Annotated in this window: 28 protein-coding genes; 16 read left to right on the top strand and 12 right to left on the bottom strand. The window is 42.3% G+C overall.

Annotation, left to right across the window (positions count from 1 at the left end):
- The first annotated feature begins 98 nt into the window (after positions 1-98).
- Genes SULKU_RS13860 through SULKU_RS13850 form a run of 3 tightly spaced genes read left to right on the top strand, consistent with a single transcriptional unit; the run spans position 99 to position 2,277 of the window.
- Complete coding sequence (locus SULKU_RS13860; protein WP_041667275.1) at positions 99-797, top strand: MOSC domain-containing protein; 699 nt, start codon at positions 99-101, stop codon at positions 795-797.
- A 2-nt stretch (positions 798-799) separates the two neighbouring features.
- Complete coding sequence (locus tag SULKU_RS13855) at positions 800-1,966, top strand: aspartate aminotransferase family protein (protein WP_013450014.1); 1,167 nt, start codon at positions 800-802, stop codon at positions 1,964-1,966.
- A 23-nt stretch (positions 1,967-1,989) separates the two neighbouring features.
- Positions 1,990-2,277, top strand: coding sequence for a YciI family protein (locus SULKU_RS13850; protein ID WP_013450013.1), 288 nt, complete (start codon positions 1,990-1,992; stop codon positions 2,275-2,277).
- Between the two features lie 158 nt (positions 2,278-2,435).
- Here the strand turns inward: SULKU_RS13850 and SULKU_RS13845 are convergent, their stop codons facing one another.
- Positions 2,436-2,699: a hypothetical protein gene (locus tag SULKU_RS13845; RefSeq protein WP_013450012.1), complete on the bottom strand. Its 264-nt coding sequence runs from the start codon at positions 2,697-2,699 to the stop codon at positions 2,436-2,438.
- Between the two features lie 279 nt (positions 2,700-2,978).
- On the opposite strand from SULKU_RS13845, the gene SULKU_RS15050 reads away from it, so the two are divergent.
- The 6 genes from SULKU_RS15050 to SULKU_RS13820 all read left to right on the top strand — a co-directional run bounded on the left by SULKU_RS15050 (position 2,979) and on the right by SULKU_RS13820 (position 5,992).
- On the top strand, positions 2,979-3,140 hold the full coding sequence (locus SULKU_RS15050) for a hotdog family protein (protein ID WP_172633626.1): 162 nt from the start codon (positions 2,979-2,981) through the stop codon (positions 3,138-3,140).
- Entirely contained in the window at positions 3,130-3,372 is a 243-nt protein-coding gene (locus tag SULKU_RS13840; RefSeq protein ID WP_049767025.1) for a YiiD C-terminal domain-containing protein, read from the top strand. The genes SULKU_RS15050 and SULKU_RS13840 overlap by 11 nt, the downstream gene beginning before the upstream one ends.
- A gap of 10 nt (positions 3,373-3,382) precedes the next feature.
- Entirely contained in the window at positions 3,383-3,700 is a 318-nt protein-coding gene (locus SULKU_RS13835; RefSeq protein WP_013450011.1) for a cupin domain-containing protein, read from the top strand.
- Positions 3,700-4,209: a GNAT family N-acetyltransferase gene (locus SULKU_RS13830; protein WP_013450010.1), complete on the top strand. Its 510-nt coding sequence runs from the start codon at positions 3,700-3,702 to the stop codon at positions 4,207-4,209. Before SULKU_RS13835 ends, SULKU_RS13830 begins: the two co-directional genes overlap by 1 nt.
- A gap of 168 nt (positions 4,210-4,377) precedes the next feature.
- Positions 4,378-5,052, top strand: coding sequence for a class I SAM-dependent methyltransferase (locus SULKU_RS13825; protein ID WP_013450009.1), 675 nt, complete (start codon positions 4,378-4,380; stop codon positions 5,050-5,052).
- 127 nt (positions 5,053-5,179) lie between these two features.
- Entirely contained in the window at positions 5,180-5,992 is an 813-nt protein-coding gene (locus SULKU_RS13820) for an ABC transporter ATP-binding protein (RefSeq protein ID WP_013450008.1), read from the top strand.
- Here the strand turns inward: SULKU_RS13820 and SULKU_RS15370 are convergent.
- Positions 5,982-6,104, bottom strand: coding sequence for a hypothetical protein (locus SULKU_RS15370; protein ID WP_281047867.1), 123 nt, complete (start codon positions 6,102-6,104; stop codon positions 5,982-5,984). The genes SULKU_RS13820 and SULKU_RS15370 overlap by 11 nt on opposite strands.
- An 84-nt stretch (positions 6,105-6,188) precedes the next feature.
- On the opposite strand from SULKU_RS15370, the gene SULKU_RS13815 reads away from it, so the two are divergent.
- From SULKU_RS13815 to SULKU_RS13795, 5 genes are all read left to right on the top strand, one after another.
- Complete coding sequence (locus tag SULKU_RS13815) at positions 6,189-7,118, top strand: helix-turn-helix transcriptional regulator (protein WP_013450007.1); 930 nt, start codon at positions 6,189-6,191, stop codon at positions 7,116-7,118.
- Between the two features lie 58 nt (positions 7,119-7,176).
- Positions 7,177-7,899: a leucyl/phenylalanyl-tRNA--protein transferase gene (locus tag SULKU_RS13810; protein WP_013450006.1), complete on the top strand. Its 723-nt coding sequence runs from the start codon at positions 7,177-7,179 to the stop codon at positions 7,897-7,899.
- 609 nt (positions 7,900-8,508) lie between these two features.
- Positions 8,509-9,603: an IS21 family transposase gene (gene istA / locus SULKU_RS13805; RefSeq protein WP_172633625.1), complete on the top strand. Its 1,095-nt coding sequence runs from the start codon at positions 8,509-8,511 to the stop codon at positions 9,601-9,603.
- Positions 9,600-10,406 (top strand): IS21-like element helper ATPase IstB, encoded by an 807-nt coding sequence (istB, locus tag SULKU_RS13800; protein WP_013450004.1) that lies wholly within the window; start codon positions 9,600-9,602, stop codon positions 10,404-10,406. Before istA ends, istB begins: the two co-directional genes overlap by 4 nt.
- A 155-nt stretch (positions 10,407-10,561) precedes the next feature.
- Entirely contained in the window at positions 10,562-10,840 is a 279-nt protein-coding gene (locus SULKU_RS13795; protein ID WP_013450003.1) for a hypothetical protein, read from the top strand.
- Positions 10,841-10,881: 41 nt separating this feature from the next.
- Here the strand turns inward: SULKU_RS13795 and SULKU_RS13790 are convergent, their stop codons facing one another.
- The 9 genes from SULKU_RS13790 to SULKU_RS13750 all read right to left on the bottom strand — a co-directional run bounded on the left by SULKU_RS13790 (position 10,882) and on the right by SULKU_RS13750 (position 17,134).
- A complete protein-coding gene (locus SULKU_RS13790) occupies positions 10,882-11,163 on the bottom strand; it encodes a type II toxin-antitoxin system RelE/ParE family toxin (protein ID WP_013450002.1) in 282 nt (93 codons plus the stop codon).
- Positions 11,147-11,506, bottom strand: a complete 360-nt coding sequence (locus SULKU_RS13785; protein WP_013450001.1) for a hypothetical protein — start codon at positions 11,504-11,506, stop codon at positions 11,147-11,149. The genes SULKU_RS13790 and SULKU_RS13785 overlap by 17 nt, the downstream gene beginning before the upstream one ends.
- A 60-nt stretch (positions 11,507-11,566) precedes the next feature.
- A complete protein-coding gene (locus SULKU_RS13780) occupies positions 11,567-12,133 on the bottom strand; it encodes a recombinase family protein (protein ID WP_013450000.1) in 567 nt (188 codons plus the stop codon).
- Positions 12,134-12,304: 171 nt separating this feature from the next.
- Positions 12,305-13,546 carry an OprD family outer membrane porin gene (locus tag SULKU_RS13775; protein ID WP_013449999.1) on the bottom strand — a complete coding sequence of 414 codons (1,242 nt, stop codon included), beginning with the start codon at positions 13,544-13,546 and terminating at the stop codon, positions 12,305-12,307.
- Positions 13,547-13,549: 3 nt separating this feature from the next.
- Positions 13,550-13,942: a thioredoxin family protein gene (locus tag SULKU_RS13770; RefSeq protein ID WP_013449998.1), complete on the bottom strand. Its 393-nt coding sequence runs from the start codon at positions 13,940-13,942 to the stop codon at positions 13,550-13,552.
- Positions 13,939-15,741: a protein-disulfide reductase DsbD gene (dsbD, locus tag SULKU_RS13765; protein WP_013449997.1), complete on the bottom strand. Its 1,803-nt coding sequence runs from the start codon at positions 15,739-15,741 to the stop codon at positions 13,939-13,941. Before dsbD ends, SULKU_RS13770 begins: the two co-directional genes overlap by 4 nt.
- Positions 15,742-15,760: 19 nt before the next feature.
- The gene (locus SULKU_RS13760; protein ID WP_013449996.1) at positions 15,761-16,114 is read right to left on the bottom strand and encodes a DsrE/DsrF/TusD sulfur relay family protein; all 354 of its coding nucleotides are present in this window, start codon (positions 16,112-16,114) and stop codon (positions 15,761-15,763) included.
- Positions 16,115-16,124: 10 nt separating this feature from the next.
- On the bottom strand, positions 16,125-16,589 hold the full coding sequence (locus tag SULKU_RS13755; RefSeq protein WP_013449995.1) for a rhodanese-like domain-containing protein: 465 nt from the start codon (positions 16,587-16,589) through the stop codon (positions 16,125-16,127).
- Positions 16,590-16,672: 83 nt separating this feature from the next.
- Complete coding sequence (locus SULKU_RS13750) at positions 16,673-17,134, bottom strand: DsrE family protein (RefSeq protein WP_013449994.1); 462 nt, start codon at positions 17,132-17,134, stop codon at positions 16,673-16,675.
- Between the two features lie 174 nt (positions 17,135-17,308).
- Here SULKU_RS13750 and SULKU_RS13745 point away from each other — a divergent pair, with 174 nt between their 5' ends.
- Together SULKU_RS13745 and SULKU_RS13740 are read left to right on the top strand one after the other, a co-directional pair.
- The gene (locus tag SULKU_RS13745; protein ID WP_013449993.1) at positions 17,309-17,686 is read left to right on the top strand and encodes an ArsR/SmtB family transcription factor; all 378 of its coding nucleotides are present in this window, start codon (positions 17,309-17,311) and stop codon (positions 17,684-17,686) included.
- A gap of 1 nt (position 17,687) precedes the next feature.
- Positions 17,688-18,038, top strand: coding sequence for a DUF3147 family protein (locus tag SULKU_RS13740; RefSeq protein WP_013449992.1), 351 nt, complete (start codon positions 17,688-17,690; stop codon positions 18,036-18,038).
- On the opposite strand, the gene SULKU_RS13735 is transcribed toward SULKU_RS13740, so the two are convergent.
- Positions 18,014-18,286, bottom strand: a complete 273-nt coding sequence (locus SULKU_RS13735; RefSeq protein WP_013449991.1) for a helix-turn-helix domain-containing protein — start codon at positions 18,284-18,286, stop codon at positions 18,014-18,016. The two genes, SULKU_RS13740 and SULKU_RS13735, sit on opposite strands and share 25 nt — an antisense overlap.
- Between the last annotated feature and the right edge of the window lie 84 nt (positions 18,287-18,370).

Below are 18,370 nucleotides of genomic sequence, written 5' to 3'. Positions count from 1 at the left end.
AATTGCTCATTTGCTACGGTATTAGAGCAAGATTTGGATTGTTTTTGATGAGCTATTTAACTAAAATTCACCGAAAATTGATCTTGAAAGGTATAAATATGGATACATATTTCGGAAAGATTAAATGTATCAAAATCGGAAAAGTCGTGACCGAACACGTAGGTACATCGGAAATAGAGTTTTTATCCGCTATCAAAAAATATCCGGTTTTAGAGGCTTATTTGAGTAAAACTGGATTTATCGGTGATGAGCAGGGCGATACCGAACATCATGGCGGTGAGAATAAAGCGGTACTCTTTTTTTCATCCATCTCTTACAATAGAATCAATTCCCTTTATAACTACAACTTTGAGTTTGACGGTTTAGCCTATTATGGAGAAAATTTGCTTGTATCGCATATGAACGAAGAGAACGTGTGCATCGGTGATGTACTAGGGATCGGTGATGCGATTATCGAAGTTTCTCAACCCAGACAGCCGTGCCGAAAACTTTCGACTAATACGGGTGTGAATGCTATGGCAAAAATCATCTATAAAAGTGGATTGAGCGGATGGTATGGGCGGGTACTAAAAGAGGGGACTCTCAAGCAAGATGATATGGTTGTGTTGAAAAAACGTCGTTTTCCTGATCTTACGATCAGTGTGATGAACCAGCTAATGATCGATCCCACGAGTAATCCTTTTTTGCTTGAAAAAGCATTGCAAGCCGATAGTTTAGGAAATGCGTTTAGAACATCATTGGAAAATCGCTATCTGTATGATAGTTATGAACATCTATCTTATCAAACATGGGAATAAATATGAAACAGAAATATCTATTGTCTACCTATAAGCGTCAAGAGGTGTGCTTTGAGAGAGGAGATAACGCCACATTATGTGATAGTGAGGGGAAAGAGTATATCGATTTTGCCGCAGGAGTCGCCGTTTGCAGTGTCGGACATGGAAACTGCCGCTTAGCTCGTGCTATCAGTGATCAAGCGGCTAAGATTCTCCATGTCTCAAACCTCTATCGCATCGAACCTCAGGAAGAATGTGCAAGACGAATCGTCGAGCTTAGTGGATACGATATGAGATGCTTTTTCGGCAATAGCGGTACAGAAGCCAATGAAGGGGCGATCAAAATCGCACGTAAATACGGCGAACGGGACGGATCGATCAAACGGTATAAGATCATCACGTTGGAAAACTCGTTTCACGGACGGACGATTACGGCGCTCAAAGCGACGGGGCAAGCATCAAAACACGATTATTTCGGTCCTTATCCCGATGGATTTGTGTATGCAGCAAACGTTGAGGAGATCGAATCTCTTATCGATGAGACTACGGTAGCCGTCATGATCGAACTCGTACAGGGAGAAGGGGGCGTGCAACCGCTCGATAAACAAAAAGTTCAAAATCTCTCAGCATTGCTAAAATCGAAAGATATACTGCTGATCGTCGATGAAGTGCAGACGGGAATATACCGTTGCGGTAGTTTTTTGGCATCGCATTATTACGGGATTACCCCTGATGTGATAACACTAGCAAAAGGGTTAGGGGGCGGTGTTCCTATCGGTGTCGTTATGACACGATTGAAAGAGATCTTCTCCTACGGTGATCACGGTTCGACATTTGGTGGAAACTATCTCTCCACCGTTGCAGCGAACGAAGTCCTCGATATCTTGGAAGCCTATAACAAAAGCGGCGAAATGATGGAACATCAAAACTACTTTGAAACCTCATTAAAGTCTTTTGCTTTACACTATCCTGATATTTTTACTGAGCGAGTTGGAATCGGGATGATGCAGGGGCTACGTGTCATCGACAGTGAAGTTCTCTCGAAAATTATCGATTCGGCGTTTGAGATAGGTGTTTTAGTTATCAAATCGGGTAGAAATACATTACGCTTCGTCCCTCCGCTTACGATTAGTAAAAGTGAAATGGATGAAGGGTTTCGACGGTTGAATAGTGCTATGCAACATGGTTAAAATAAAAATCAAATGGAGTAAAAATGTTTATTGTCTCACTTACCTATATCAAACCGCTCGAAGAGGTTGATGCACTATTAGACGAGCACGTCGCCTATCTTAAAGAGCAGTACGCGCTAGGCAATTTCGTCGCATCGGGGCGCAAAGTTCCCCGCACGGGAGGGGTGATTTTAGCACGTAGTGTCTCACGTGAAGAGATCGAGACCATTATCACCCTCGATCCGTTTTATCGTCATCATGTGGCAGAGTATGAGATTAGCGAGTTCAGTCCGACGATGAGTGTGGATGAATTGGTGTTTTTGAGGGAATAGGAAGCTGTTGTATTCCCAACGAGGCATAGAGAGATTATAGGTATCACTTGACACCTAAATTTCTATATATGCTTTGAGAATAGGAGTGTGCTGAGTATCCATAAGACTGCTAACGTGAAGCTACGGGCTTGCGCGCTTTTGCGCAGGGTTAGCCATGCCTACTTTGAAAAAAGAACGCATGACAAACCTGGCTGACCTGCTGCTTTGCATTCGCTAGCTTTATCCCAGAGTGGTTGAGCGAAGCAACCTACGGCAAAACCGATGATTGCTGCTACCAACAGAAAAAAACCAATGCGGTCTTTAGGACCGTCTTCGCGTTTCGACCATGCGCCCAAGCGGCGAACTTGAAACCCTACAAAATAGAAAATTGGAAAGATGACCGTGAATGCAAAAGAAACTATACCAATTGAAAAGTGCTCCATTGTTTCTCCTAGTGGCTAACTATTTATTCATACTCAAAATATACCATTTTACCAGAAATTTTTCTGATAATCAGACATTTAAAATGTCCTAATATTAGCAATGTCCAAGCAAAATCTTAAATATCAAAATATTTTTAAACATTTTACACCATTTTTCTTAAAACAATTTCCGTATCTCGCTTCTTCAGCATATGAACATAGAGGGGCAAAATTTACCGAAAGAGCGGTACGATACTCTTATAAAAAACATAGATAAGATTATTGCTAGGAGTGAATTTCATGGAAATATTAAAAATCCCCTTTGTCGAAAAAGTGGGGATAGAACAAGACGAAAAAGGTTTAAAACTTATCTTTCGTTCAGATAACCTAAACCATATCGCTACCCTACACGCAAGCGCACAATTCACTCTAGCAGAAACTTTTCCCCGATTTGGTTGGTAAAGTTATCCCAGTATTACGCGATTCACAAATCAAATTCAAAAAACCGACCACCGATACCATCTATGCGATAGCTACCGTGAGTGATGAAGAGATAGAGACATTTAAAACGGGATTGGAAAAAAAAGGGCGTGCAATGATCGGTGTAGATGTCGAGCTAAGAGATGAGAGTGAAGTTGTGGTGTGTATCGGAAGATTTACGTGGTTTGTGCAAGTTATAGATATAAAAAAATAGGAGCATAGATATGATAGTCCATTCAACTAATGGAATAAAAAAAAGTTTTTACGGTGTCGATTTTTTAGTACTATCTCATAGTGATAATACCATGCTAACCAAGATGCTTTATAAAGTCAGTGACATAGTACCGATGCACAGTCATCCGAATGAGCAGTGTGGTTATGTCATCAGCGGAAAATATCGAATTCGTTTTATGGATTATGATACGGAAATTGAAGTTGGAGATTCGTACATCATACCTGCGAATGTTGAACATTCTATTGAAATTATTGAGGGCGAGGAAGTATTGGATTGCTTTAATCCACCGCGTGAAGATTATTTGTAATGAGTATCCAAAACAGTAATTTAACCGACATCGACGAGATTTTCAGACTCTATAAAATTGCCACCGATTTCCAAAAGTCCAAATTCTTCGTCCATTGGCCAGAGTTCAAACGGGAACTGATCGAGACAGAAATACGCGAGAATCGTCAATGGAAGATGGTGATTGATGGACGTATAGCGTGTATCTGGGCGACAACGTTTAACGATCCGCAGATATGGGGAGAACGTGACCGCGATCCCGCACTCTATATCCACCGTATCGCAACCAATCCTGATTTTAGAGGCAATAATTTCGTAGCCCGAATCGTCGAGTGGGCGGAACAATACGCGCGTGAAAATGACAGAAGCTATATTCGAATGGATACCATCGGCGAAAATAGAGGACTGATAGAGCATTATCAAAAATGTGGGTTCGAATATCTAGGGTATCACAAACTGGATTCTATCGAAGGATTACCCGACCATTATGCACTCGCGGATGCGTGTTTGTTTGAGATAAAACTTTTGTAACCGATTTTTCGCTACACTTTTACAACTTTACAAAGGAGAGCAGATGACACATTATCGCACTATCGACAATACCCCTCTTGTCCGAGTTGCTCTCTTTTGGCGTCTGCCATAATACTTTCTTTTTAACCTAACCCCTAACATTTATTACCACACAGCATAAGGATACCTATGTCGTTACAATTAGACGATTTCCTCATTACGGGACGTACTTTTGAGGAGTATGTGGCATTTTTCGATTTGAATGCCGAGACGATGAAAAACATGAGAGTTTTGGACTGCCCAAGCGGAGCGAGTTCATTTATAGCCGAAGCAAAGAACAGAGGGATTGCGGCGTCAGGATGCGATATTCTGTACTGTTATGATCGTGATGCGTTGCGTGTGCAAGGTGAGAAAAGTATCGAAAAAATCTACGCCGATACGAGCTGGATGGCGGATAATAATTTTGACTTTTATCACTCGATAGAGAGGCATAAAGAGCACCGAGTAGGGGCATTAGAAGCCTTTTGTGCCGATTATAATACCAAAGATTATTGGTTCGCTGAACTTCCGAAATTGCCGTATGCCGATGATAGCTTTGATTTGGTGCTGAGTTCGCATCTGTTATTCGTCTATGATGATAGATTGGACTTGGCGTTTCATGAAGCCTCAATCACTGAGATGTTGCGTATAGGAAAAGAGGTGCGCATTTTCCCACTGGTCGATTATAAAAACTCCCGTGTGGATGAACCCGATAATTTCAGCCCGTTTGCTTATCAAATCGCAGAAAAATTCGGCGGCGAGATTGTCAAAGTCGGATTCGAGTTTCAAAAGAATGGAGGGTATATGTTGAGGATAAAACAGTAAAAATTAGGGGTATACCTGACATCTCTATGTTAAACAGCACCAACACTGACACTGTTATGAATAGAGCATCGGAAACTATTAAGGAGATGATAAAAAATCATGTACAATAGCAAAAAAAGGATAGGGGATGAGTATGATCATTGATTTTCAGAACGTCGATCTTCGGTATGAAGATGAGTATGTCTTGAAAAACATCTCCTTGCATATCCAAGAAGGGCAACATACCGTTATCTTAGGAGCTAACGGATCAGGAAAATCAACCCTTATCAAGCTGATCAACTGTGAACTCTACCCATCGTATAAAAACGAACCGTTTAAACGAGAGATTCTAGGGCATGAGCGCTGGGTCGTATCCCAATTGCGTCAACAAATCGGCGTCGTGACAAACGATCTGCATAGCCGATTTAGTTTTGATGCGGGGTATTTGAGCGGATTTGAGACAGTGTTGAGTGGGTTTTACGGAACCATCGGATTGTTTGATCATTTAGATCATACTCCCGAACAAACTCAAAGTGCTTTGCATGCGATGGATCGATTGGGTATTTTGCACTTACAGCATAAACGGGTAGATCAGATGTCAACGGGGGAGTTGCGTAAATGCATCGTCGCACGTGCCCTTGTCCATCCGATCAAGGCAATCTTGCTCGATGAGCCGACCGTAGGGCTTGATATCAAAGCACAGCTTGATTTTATTGAGATGATGCGCTCCCTTGCCCGCAGCGGTACAACGGTGATTCTCGTCACCCATCATATCGAAGAGGTGTTTGAGGAGATTGAACATGCTATATTGCTCCATGCTGGGGGTATCCATGCATCGGGAGAGACAAGTGCGGTATTGAGCGGTGCCAATCTCTCGGTCATTTTCAACACGCAACTCGAAGTACAAAAGAGCCATAACCGCTATTCGATACAACCTTATCATTTCTCCCTTACGCTATGAATTTGAAGGTGAGGGTTTTAAGAGCGCTATAAACACCCATTTGCGTGTGCATCTCTTTGACTTTTAGACTTACCCATACCAGTGCCAATGAAGTGATGATTAACGATTCCATAGAATTATCCTTTACGGTGTTAATTTAGATTTTGGTATGATGCACTACTCATTGGACAACATAGTGTCTGTTTAAAGGAATGATATGGGACAAATTCATGACTACGATAAAATCCTCACCCGTTTGACGATTATCCTGCAACGTCTTTACGAAGGAGAGGTGTTATCGGTTCAGGATTTGGCCACAGAGTTCAATGTCTCTACTAAAACTATCCAGCGTGATTTCAATCAGCGTCTTATACGCTTCCCGATAGAGAAGCAGGGGAGTAAATGGAAAATGCAGTTAGGGCATTCACTCACCAAAGAGCGAACCCCAGAAGAGGCACTGGTTTTGGAGATGCTGGGCAATATAGCAGAAGGGATCGGGAGTGAGTTTGGTGTCAAAGCCAAATCTCTTTTCTCCAAACTCCAAAACAACACCAAGAACCCCATCTACTCTAAAACCATCATCGAAGACATCTCCGATAAACTCGGACACTTCCATATCATCGAACAAGCTATTTTGGAAAACAAGATGGTACGGTTTCATTACAACAATAAACTTCGTCATGTCCACCCTTATAAGATTGTCTCCTTTGAAGGGTACTGGTATCTCTATGGTGAAGAGTTTATGGAGAGTAAACTCAAGACCTATTACTTCAAAGGGATCGATCATCTCGAAATCACTCCAGAATCTTTCATCCCCAATGATTCAACGTACCGGATACTGGAACGTGCCATCAATGCATGGTTTGAACCCGACAAAGAACCTTTCGAAGTTACCCTCAAAGCTTCCCCGGAGATTGCCAAATACTTTCACCGCAGACCCTTGGCAAGTACCCAGAGAATTCTAAAGACCTATGAAGATGGAAGTATGGAGATTGAAGTACTCGCCACATCAGAACGTGAGATTATGCAAGAGGTCAAGAAGTGGATGCCTGATCTCATCATCACCTCTCCCAAAGCCCTCGCCCTTAAAGCCAAAGGGATTGCTGATAGTTTCCTCAGCCGTCAGATCGAGCATCTGATTCAATAACAGATATGAAGATCTTATTTGTGAGCGGTATCGTTACATATACAGAGCAGGGGAGAGGATGAGTACCGCTCAGAAAAAGATCCCTTATATCACACTGGAGAATGTCATCGATTCAGAGGTTTTGAATCGGTATATTTATCCTAATATGAGTATTAACTACTATTGGAGTGATGATTTTTCTCCCCAAATATATATTGCATTGGCCCAAGCGGGATTTATCAGCGTTACACATAATCATGAAGGTCGTCTCTTATTGCTCCCTGAGATGCAGACATATTATGCGGTACTAGATTATGAGAATCTTCGAATAGGAAAAAGAGTTGCTAAGCTGCTATGTTCTAATCGCTACCGCCTAGCAGTTAATACCGGCTTTAACGAAGTCCTTTCCTCTATACAAAACGCTTATGAAGATTGTTGGATGGTAGGTAAATACGCTGAGCTCATGAAACACCTTTCTCAAAACAGCTATGAAAACTTTGAGCTGTTTAGCACTGAACTCTATGATGAAGATAATGGCACACTCATATCCGGAGAGATTGGTTACGTCACACATAACGTCTATACGAGCCTAAGCGGATTTCATAATCCGTCTAAAAGATACAACAGCTGGGGGACTTTGCAACTGGTGCTATTAGCACAGCACTTAGAAGGGCAGGGGGTACGGTTTTGGAATCTGGGACATCCGCATATGGAGTATAAGAGCGATTTAGGGGCGAAGATACTGAATAGGGCAGATTTTATAGAGAAATGGAAAAATAACACTTCAAATTCACTAGATTAAAAAAACGGACACGATGCTGTCCAACAGCTCCTTTACACTGCCAGCATCAAAACGTAAAGGATTAGCGATGAAACATAATACTGATGTAAAACAAACTCCATGGATTGAGAGAGCAAAAAGTTCATTGTCGCAATGGATGTTTTTTGCGTTTTAGTAAAAAAAAGAATTTTGAATAATATTAAAATGGAAAGTTATTGAGATATTTGCCAAAAGGTGTACTTTATTCATTATTTTACAAGTAATGCACTACGGCATAGTGTGCGAGAGTGGAATACCCTTCAAAGAGCTTATGACTTCGTATATCTGTAGCCCGTCGAGAGTAATGTGAAGAGTATCGACCATGACCACCCATCTATTCTTGTGTTAGTTCTGCCATTGGATGGTGCTGGTGTATAGAAAAAAGTGAAGATCGAATATCTACTCTGTCAAACGACACGGTAAAATGACCACTTAGACGAATATAAAAGTGGTTAGATTGGGATAAGCATTTTTTATTTGAAATCGTAAGCAATTTCCTATTTGATTCGAGAGAGTAATCGTAGTAAGGTTCTCTTTTTTTGAATGGATAGAGGAGGCTTGCGGTTTGTGCTTATACCCGGAGAATATAGGATGATAAAGAAGTTAAAGAAGCAAGGGCTGAGCATCTCTCAGATTGCTCGACAAGTAGGGGCTTGCCGCAATACGGTAAAGAAGTATTTGCGATTACCCGATGGTGTACGACCAGTACAGGTTCGTCCCCCCAAAGGGAGTCAAGCTGATCCGTTTATCGGACTGGCGTATGAGATGATCGAAGCGGGTAAACGCTCAGGGGATATTATCCCCGCATCATCGGTATATGAAGAGATCAAACGCCAAGGGTATACGGGAAGTCTTCGGACATTGCAACGCTCCATCGCTGCATGGGAACTGCGTGCGGATACGGAGAAGAAAGCAGAACCGCTGATTCGGTTTGAAACCGAAGCGGGCATACAGATGCAAGTTGATTGGGTCGAGTTTCCCAAAGAGGGAATATCGGCGTTTGTGGCAACACTGGGATATTCACGAATGTCGTATGTCGAATACGTCAGTGACGAGAAAGTCGAGACGCTGATTGAGTGCCATAAAAATGCCTTTGAGTATTTCGGCGGTGTGGTTCGAGAGGGTCTGTATGACAACATGAAGAGTGTTATCCTTCAGCGCAACTATTACGGCAAGGGGAAACATCGGTTCCATCCATTGTTCCAAGACTTCGCCAAACACTACGGGTTCGAGATCCGAATGTGTAGACCGTATCGGGCAAAAACCAAAGGGAAAGTAGAACGATTCAACCGCTATCTACGCCACAGCTTCCATCAGCCTCTCAAAGCGAAACTATTGCTCCGTTCCCTCACCCTAACCAAAGAGATTGCCAACGCAGAAGTGGCTAAATGGCTGAACAGTGTAGCCAATACTCGTATCCACCAAAGCACCTTCGCCAAACCGATTGATCTGTTAAAGGAAGTTGAACAAGATAAATTGATGAGCTTACCGTTTATCGATTACACCGTCGCAAGCTTGAGACTACACGAAGAATTACAACTCGCCAACACCAAGCCCCAGCGTCCGATACCGACCAATACACTGACCCCTAAAAAGAAAAAGAGCAAAGAACCGCCAATATCATTGGATTACTATGATCTCTTGATCCCTACAGCGCTCCTCAGTGTTGTTAGGAGTATCGCATGAGTTATCCTAATGAGCGGATCACCGAACTGTGCAATCGTCTACAACTTCCCTTTATTGCAGAACATTGCTCCCTCCTGATAGATCAAGCTTCAAAGAGTGAAATGAGCTTTTCAGAGTTCGCCGAACAGCTCCTTGCCATTGAAGCACAGGGGAGAGACGAACGCAGTGCGAAGACGCTGATGAAGTTTGCGGGGTTCCCTGCTATCAAGACATTGGGAGAATACGATTTCGATTTCTCATTAGGGGTAAACAAGCAGCAGATCATGGAACTCTCAGGATTATCGTTTGTCCAAGAGGCAAAAAATATCATTCTCTTAGGTTCCAGTGGTGTCGGTAAAACGCATCTCTCTATTGCACTAGGAGTCATTGCATCTCAAAGCCGTATCAAGACCAAGTTCATTGCTGCGTCCGATCTTCTGATTCAGATGCAGGAGGCTAAAAAAGCCAAACGCTACAACGAATACCTCAAACGTATCGTCATGATGCCACGGCTTCTTATCATCGATGAAATCGGCTACTTCCCTATGAACCGTGAAGATGCCAATCACTTCTTCCAAGTAATCTCCAGACGTTACGAACGGGGTTCAACGATTCTCACGTCCAACCTGCCATTTAGCAAATGGACACAGATCTTTAACGATGATGCCATCATCACAACTGCTATCCTTGATCGGCTACTGCATCACAGTGTCGTCGTCAATATTCAAGGCGATTCATTCCGCCTCAAAGATAAAAAGAAAGAGGGATTTATCTCATTACCAACCCCTCCGAAAATCAAACCAAAACCAAAGGAGGACGTTTAAAAATAACCACCGAAAAAACTACCAATTTTTAGTGAAATGCTCACACCAAACTGGTCATTTTTATCTGGCGCAGATGGTCATTTTTAAATGTCGCTTGACATTCTATAGAGCCATTTGAATATATCAAAAACGAAATATTTTACATAGATTCAAAAATGAATTCATATGGAATACTGAACAAAGATAAGTATGTTCATTTAAGATTAAAGTCTATTGCCTCTAATTTTTTTAAAAAAGAAGGTTTGTTCAATAAAGATAATTTTGACTTTATTGCGGAAGAAGCTGATGGAAGTATTGATATAAAAATGTATTATAACAATATACAAGAAATAATCACTCTTATCCAAAGATGGATGCCGTTTATAAGCATACAAGGTGATTTGAGTGAAGTAGTATATAAGACTATACAAATGAATTATGAACAGTTACAATAAAATATAATGCTACTAAAGCTAGTAAGAATACGTTTTTATGATTAGCAATCTTTCGTCAATCGATCATAGATGTCATGATTTATAAGGCGCTGGAAATAAATGTAGTTTTCTCGTATGGTATAGATGATCCGGTAGCCGGTTCCACCAACACGCACTGAGTGTTTGAACTTGTCTTTTGAGCAAATAATTGGTTTGTTGTGAAGTGATGGATGAGAAGAATCGGTTTCGAAAAGTTTTTCAGTTTTTTCGATAATGGCTTCACCAATCGATCTGATTGCTCGTTCTCGATCTTTTAGGTATTGCTTTTCAAGCTCGATTGGCATGTTTGAAATCAACCAATTTATCGCTGATCTCCATTTGGAGTTTTACCATTTGAGTCATCAGCTGATCAACGATAGATTTTAGTTCTAGATCATTAACGGTAGCGTACTCGGTTTTAACAATTTCATAATTATCATCGAGATCAAAGAGCAGTTTTTCGAATACATCATAATCGAATGTTAAATCATCGAGTATCTCTCTCATCCCTTGAGTAAAAACGAGAGCAGTACGGGCATGACTTTTAATAATATTGTTATCAGCAGGTTCTAAATCCGCCTCGATCTGTAAAAGAGGCATCATAAGTTGATGATAGAGTTCGAACTGCTGAAGCGGTAATCGTGACATCAATGCCCCCTTTTTACTTTTGAAAATTGTAGCACATCTTCATAAAATTTAGAGATATCCTTAAGGCTTGCTTCTATTCAATGCATCAATCAACGTCGACCGCTTCACTTCAAACGTTCGACATATTCCCGCCTTTGACATCCCATTATTCAATGCATCTAAAATAGCGTCCATTTTTTCTTGAGGGATAGCTCGCGGTCGTCCACCGATACGTCCTCTTTTTCGCGCCGCTGCTAATCCGGCATTAACCCGTTCTTGAATGAGCGAGCGTTCAAACTGAGCTAATGCTCCAAAGACATGAAAGAGTAGTTCACCGGATGGGCTGGAAGTATCCATTCCCTCAGTCAGAGATTTGAATCCGATACCTTTGGCTTTGAGTTGTGAAACAATTTCGATCAAATGGGGTAGGGATCTTCCTAATCGATCCAGTTTCCAAACAACGAGTGTATCACCCTCTTTGACATATTCCAGCGCTTGAGCTAAACCGACACAATCATCTTTAGACCCGGAAGCTTTATCTTCGAAAATATTTCGTTCATCGATACCGGCACCGATCAATGCATCACGTTGAAGATCAGTACTTTGTCGATCACCGTCAGTTGATACTCGCATATATCCTATTAGCATGTCGGAAAACCTCAAATTTTAGTATCCGACCATTATATCATTCCGACAGTGTTTTTCGTATAGATTATTGCAGATATTTAGCTACTAAAAGCAGGGTGGTCGAAAGTATACGAAAAACACTTGTATTACGACACTGGTATTTATAAAATAATACCCTTATAAGCACAATATTTAAAACAGATAATCGGCGATGATCCTCACATTGGTCTCATCGTACGATTTGTTTTTATACAGCGACGTACTCTCTCTGTCATAGTTGATATAGGCTAAGCGAGTTCGCAGGCGAAACTCTTTATTCGGCTGATAGGTCGCATCGATGTTGTATTCGTCCGAATCGGGGCGGGGATTTTGGGTGAGCGATGCGCTATTGGATTGGATGGCATCATCTTGATCGATTTTCATATATTTGGCCGAAATCTCAAAACTGGAATCAGGGCGATAAGTGAGGACTCCTCCGTAGGCTTCCGCACCTGCGTTTTCACTCTCTCCATCGATTTGCAGATCGGTGTAGGTGATAAACGCTCCCCACCCCATCTTCTCATACCGTCCTCCCGTTCCGAGTAAACTCTGATCGCCAATACGGGTGTAGAGGGTACTTAGGCTCCAAGACCCTTGTGTCAGTATTCCACGTAATCCGAGCAGATAGGTATCGACATCACCCACCGCTTTGTCGCCGGTACTTCGTTCATTCAAATATTGCAATGCTCCCGAAAGGGTTGTCCCCTCGGAAGATTTCCAAATTTCATTGTTGATGATCTGTAGATACGGAGCGTTCATCACATCACGCACAAAGGTGTCGTAGAGTTCGATTTTAAGAGAAGCGGTGGGAGTATAGATTCCCCCGAGGACGGCGATGTCACGATCTACCCCCAGCGAGTAGGTCGGCGAGACAAAGGTATCAGAACCTTTGTACTTCCATCCGGTGATGTAAGCACCTTTGAGGGTTGTATGGTTGAGTGATCGGTTCTCAAAACTGAGCGCTTCGAAACTGTTGGGGAGCATTCGGTTGTAGTAATCGTTTGAGAGCGGCAGATCGAGACGTTGGCGACCGTATTTGATGGAGGTATCATAACCCGTGTATTGGAGATAAGCTTCACCCAACGTATTGATGGAACTGCCGTCAAGATTGAGGTTATGGGTCTGTCCCGATTCGGGCATGTGGGTAAGTGAAGTGATTCCGTTGCTCGAAAAGAGGGAAACTCCTCCGCTCACTCCTTCGTAGGGGGCCGTTTTATAGCTTAAAATTCCCCCAACCGTGAGGGCGGTTCGGTCGATTCGCAGTTCACGCTCTCCGTCATACCAAAAAGCGCGGAGATTACCGCTCACTTTCCCTTCGGCAAAAATATCTTCAAGGCTTTGTGCCGAGCCTGAAACGCTGAGGAGCAGCGATAATAGAAGTGAGCGTTTAATCATCCGTTATTGACCCTGCTTTACGTCTTTGAGTTTTTGCAAGAACCCTTCGGGTGATGCACCGCCTACCATCATCCGTCCGATCGGTTTGCCATCGGAGGTTAAGAAATAATAGGTAGGAGTACCGAAAACCGCATAACCGTATTTGTCAGGGTGTTCTACGATATCGACTTCGACGGGGATGAAAAAAGTTTTCACGTATTCAGAGACGTCATCGTTTTCATACACGGTTTTTTTCATATAGTTACACATTTTACACGTTTTGGAAGAGAACATCAGCATCACGATTTTATGCTCTTTTTTGGCTTTTGCCAATCCTTGCTCATAGGAAGGTGCCCAATCGAGTTCGGCGAAGAGTGAACTGCTGATCAGTAAGAGCGCTAAGAAGATTTTTTTCATGGTTTCTCCAATGTTTTGATATGGGCAATAAAGGTTTCAGCATCTTTAAATCCGATTAGATCGGCACCTTGGATGGATTTTCCGCTCTCATCGAAAAAGATCATGGCCGGAGGACCGAAAAGATTGAACCGTTTTGCCAGCGCTTGCTCGGCGTCACTGTTGGCGGTTACGTCGGCTCGGATTAAAACATACTCTTTGAGTGATTCTATCACACGCGGGTCTTTGAAGGTGGTATGATCGAGTTCTTTGCACGAGGTACACCAGTCCGCATAGAAATCAAGCATCACTTTTTTCCCTTTGCTCTGCGCCAAAAGGGTATCCAGTTCTTCCGATGAGTGGATGATCTTGAATTCCATATCGGCATTTTGACCCGATACGGAAGTCGGTTGTGTTTCATTGGCAAACGTGAGCGGTGCCAATGGATCTCCTGAGCCTTTAATCCCGCCGTAAAGCAATATCAGACCATAGGCGAGAAGGATGACTCCAATCCCTTTTAAAAATGCTTTAAACCCTTTATAGTGTTCGCCTAACGGCTCCAACGCTCCCAAATAAATCGATACGACAATCAGCAATGCCGACAATAACAGCATGGAAACAGCCGGAGGGAGAATGCGGCTGAGCATCCAGATGGCGATGGCAAGCATCACAACCCCGAAGACATGCGATACGCGATCCATCCATCCGCCCGGTCGAGGCATGTATTTGCCTGCACCCGTTCCGATCAAGAGTAAGGGGACACCCATTCCAAGACTCAGAACAAAAAGTGCGCTACCTCCAAGCAATGCATTTCCGCTCTGTCCGATATAAACCAATGCTCCGGCGAGCGGTGGCGCGACACACGGTCCTACGATCAGTGCCGATAAAAAGCCCATAATGGCGACACCGATATACCCCCCCTTGGAACTTGCTTCGTTAGAGGTTTTCGTCAAACGGGTTTGCCAAGATGAGGGAAGTCCTATTTTAAAGAATCCGAACATCGATACGGCTAACCCGACAAAAAGGAGTGCAAACGTCGAAATAACCCACGGATTTTGCATTGCGATTTGGATGTTGCCGCCGAATAATCCTGCCAAAACTCCGGCAATCGTATAGGCGACCGACATCGAGAGAACATAAACGAGAGAGAGCATAAACCCTCTCATAGCACTCATGTGTTTTCCCTGCGCGACAATGATCGAGGAGAGGATCGGAATCATCGGGAAAATGCACGGGGTCAGAGAGAGTAAAAGACCGAAGGTAAAAAATGTCAGGAGGATAAGCGGTACATTTCCCTCGATAAACGTTTGGGTAATTCGGTCGGTTTCAGAGACCGTGATCGGGCTTTTTTTCGCCGACGGAGATGCTGTTACCGGGGTTACGGCCTTGCCTTTGAAGACAAGCTTCGCTGTTTCAATATTAAAGGTAAACCGGGTATCGATCGGTTCATAACAAAGCCCTTGTTCAGAACATCCCTGATAGCTCAGCTGTAGCGTAATGGGAACAATCGTCTCTATCGGTCGATCTTTGGCAAGTTTGATGTCGATGATCGGTGATGTGGTAAACACCGTTTCACCCTCATGATTGACCCCCTCTGGCAAGGTGATATGATCGATGATGACACCGCTGTTTTTTTCAACAATAGTCGCTTTGATTTTGGATTTATAGAGATAAATACTCTCGCCCAGTTCGATAGTAGCACTGACCGTGCATTTCTTTTTCATGTACGCCGAAGCTTTGAACGCCTCTTCCGGCATTAAAAATTTGGGTTCGCCAAAGACCAAGGTATTGAGAAGCAATACAAATAGTAAAAAAAATCTCATGTGGTTAATTCATCCTCTTTTAAAATGTTAATACTTTGTCGCTCTGAATCACCCATTCGCTAAGCTGATCCATCGTCGAGGAGATCTCTTCACTGAAATAAGGGGTATTTTTGTAGATCCCGCACCGTGCATTGCACGTTCCGCAGGCGCGAACACTCACGCCGCGTTCATACAGCTTTTTGATCGTATCGTGCAAATCAAAATCGTATATCTCCGGTTTCACACAAATACCGCGCGCCAAATCGACGGCATCGTTCATCAGGAAAATATTGACCGCTTCACCGTTTTTATGCAAACTTTTCGCTAAGCGAAGCGCATTGTAAGTAATGTCGCTGCCGTCATAAGGTTCATGGTTTAAAATCAAGGTAATCATATTAATCTCCTTATTGCTCTTTGGTCAGCAAAGTAACCCCTAATCCGGTTTCAATCGGGTATCCTTCTTGAGCCCACCCTTTAAGTCCGCCTTTGAGCGTTGTTGCATTGGTAAATCCAAGTTTTCTAAGTGTTTGTGCCGCCAATGCACCACGGCTTCCTCCACGGCAATAGGTGACGATCACGGCATTTTTGTCTTTGATTTTATTAAGCACTTCAAATTCCAAATTTCCGCGTGTGATTGCCATGGTGCTTGGTGCGTAGATTTCACCTTCTGCACGTTGATTCTCCTCACGTACGTCCATCACGATTACTTTTTTTTCAGTATCTAGCATCTCTTTGAGTTGCTTGGGAGTTATCTCACCCGATTCTTGTCTCGCTGTGTCAATCAATTTTTCGCTTTCTGGATGTCCGGCCATCAGAGGCGATCCCATCATAAAAGCTACAAGTATTAGTCCAATTTTAAACGTTTTCATTAACAACCCTCAAGTACTTAAGATATTAGCTAAATAGCTAAGTTATCTGTATGATAGTACAATTATAATAATCTGTCAAGGGTTTAATAAATCGGGATATACGCGAAATGCTCATTTTGCTTATCAATCAGCCCGATTGTCGAGTTGGGTGTCAGTTTGACATAGTCATACACATTGCTTTTATCAATTTTAAGTGCTCTCATTGTCGCTTCGCACATTAAAAACTCTACTTCATAGGTATCTGCCATCGCAGCAATCCGCTTACGGAGTTCATCGTGTACTTTTGCGAGATTTGCATCGTTTTTATACGGTGAAATTTTTAAATCTTTGACAAAAAATTTGTAGGCATCGCCATGAATGACAACGGCAACATCCAGTTTTTCCAATTTTCCTTCATAGTAACTCTTTTCGAATGCGATCCCTTGGAGTACTTTTTTTTCAAACGTACCGATGTCTCCGGTTTTCAAATCAAATACAACCTGCTTAACCCCTTCTTCGGCAAATAAAATTCCTGATAGAGCCAGGATGAGCAACCATTTTTTCATGATGAGCCTTTGTGAAGATTTTATATCATTGTAATAGCACATTGTAAAAATAATGTAAATATACTAATTAGCTAAATACTAAAATTATAACATTCTATTTAGCTAATTTGCTAATTTCATCTCGTATGCTATAATCAACGAATACTTTAGAGTTATTTAGTAAAAAGGGATTGTATGCTCGATATGGAACAAAAGCTCAAGATTTTCAAAGCACTGAGCAATGAGACCCGTTTTCTGATTTTTAAAAATGTTTTTACGGGGGGATATACCTGTTCACTGGATAAAAAACAGCCCGGTGTTGAGGTTAATCATATAGCTACTTGTGTCAGCACGATTGCGGAGCATTTTAACTTTTCCCTTCCGACCATTTCCGCCCACATCAAAGAGCTCAAAGAAGCGAAGATTATTACGGTGGAGAAAAAAGGGAATAAGGTTTATATCGAACCCAACATTGAAACAATCCGTGAGATGGCAGGATGTTTTCAGACTTTAGTGACGAATTTTGATGAGAACCGGGAACTATTTTTTAACGATGCGGTCGCAGTGAAATAACATGACGTGGTTAATCGTAAAATATCTACTGACTGCCGGAGTAGTGGTTCTAGTCTCCGAGATGGCTAAACGGAGCGATAAGCTGGGCGGATTGGTTGCGGCATTGCCGATCGTAACCTTTTTAGCACTGATTTGGCTCTATGTTGAAAATCAGAGTACCGAAAAGATCGCCAATCATGCGTGGTATACGTTTTGGTACGTTGTCCCGACGTTGCCGATGTTTTTGGCGTTTCCGATACTGTTGGAGAAAATCGGGTTTTGGTGGGCGATGGGAGCATCCGTAATAATTACAATAGGATGTTTTATTGCTTTCTCACTTATCGTCCGTCAGTTTGGGGTCGAATTGTGGTGAGGAAAAAAATTACAGATATTGACATCCAAAACATAGGCGATTTTAACTAAGTGTTCGATATTAAAGTGCTGTTTATTATGATAAATTTCTGCAAGTGAAACGATTGAGAGGGATTTATGTCCAATGGCTTGCGCCAATTTTAGCTGACTGATCCCTTTTTCCATACGAATCTTTTTAACATTCTCACCAATCTCAATGTATATTTTATCAATGTAATCATCAGGTAAGTCAATAATATCGTGCATCATTCCAACTTGTTATAAGAAGTTGTGAAGTTTATTAGGATAGAATTTTTTCATCAACTTGTTATCACAAGGTGTTTGAACTAATAG

Source organism: Sulfuricurvum kujiense DSM 16994, assembly GCF_000183725.1.
Classification (GTDB): domain Bacteria; phylum Campylobacterota; class Campylobacteria; order Campylobacterales; family Sulfurimonadaceae; genus Sulfuricurvum; species Sulfuricurvum kujiense.
The sequence above is the reverse complement of the archived record's forward strand: the minus strand, read 5'-3'. Positions and strand labels throughout refer to the sequence as shown.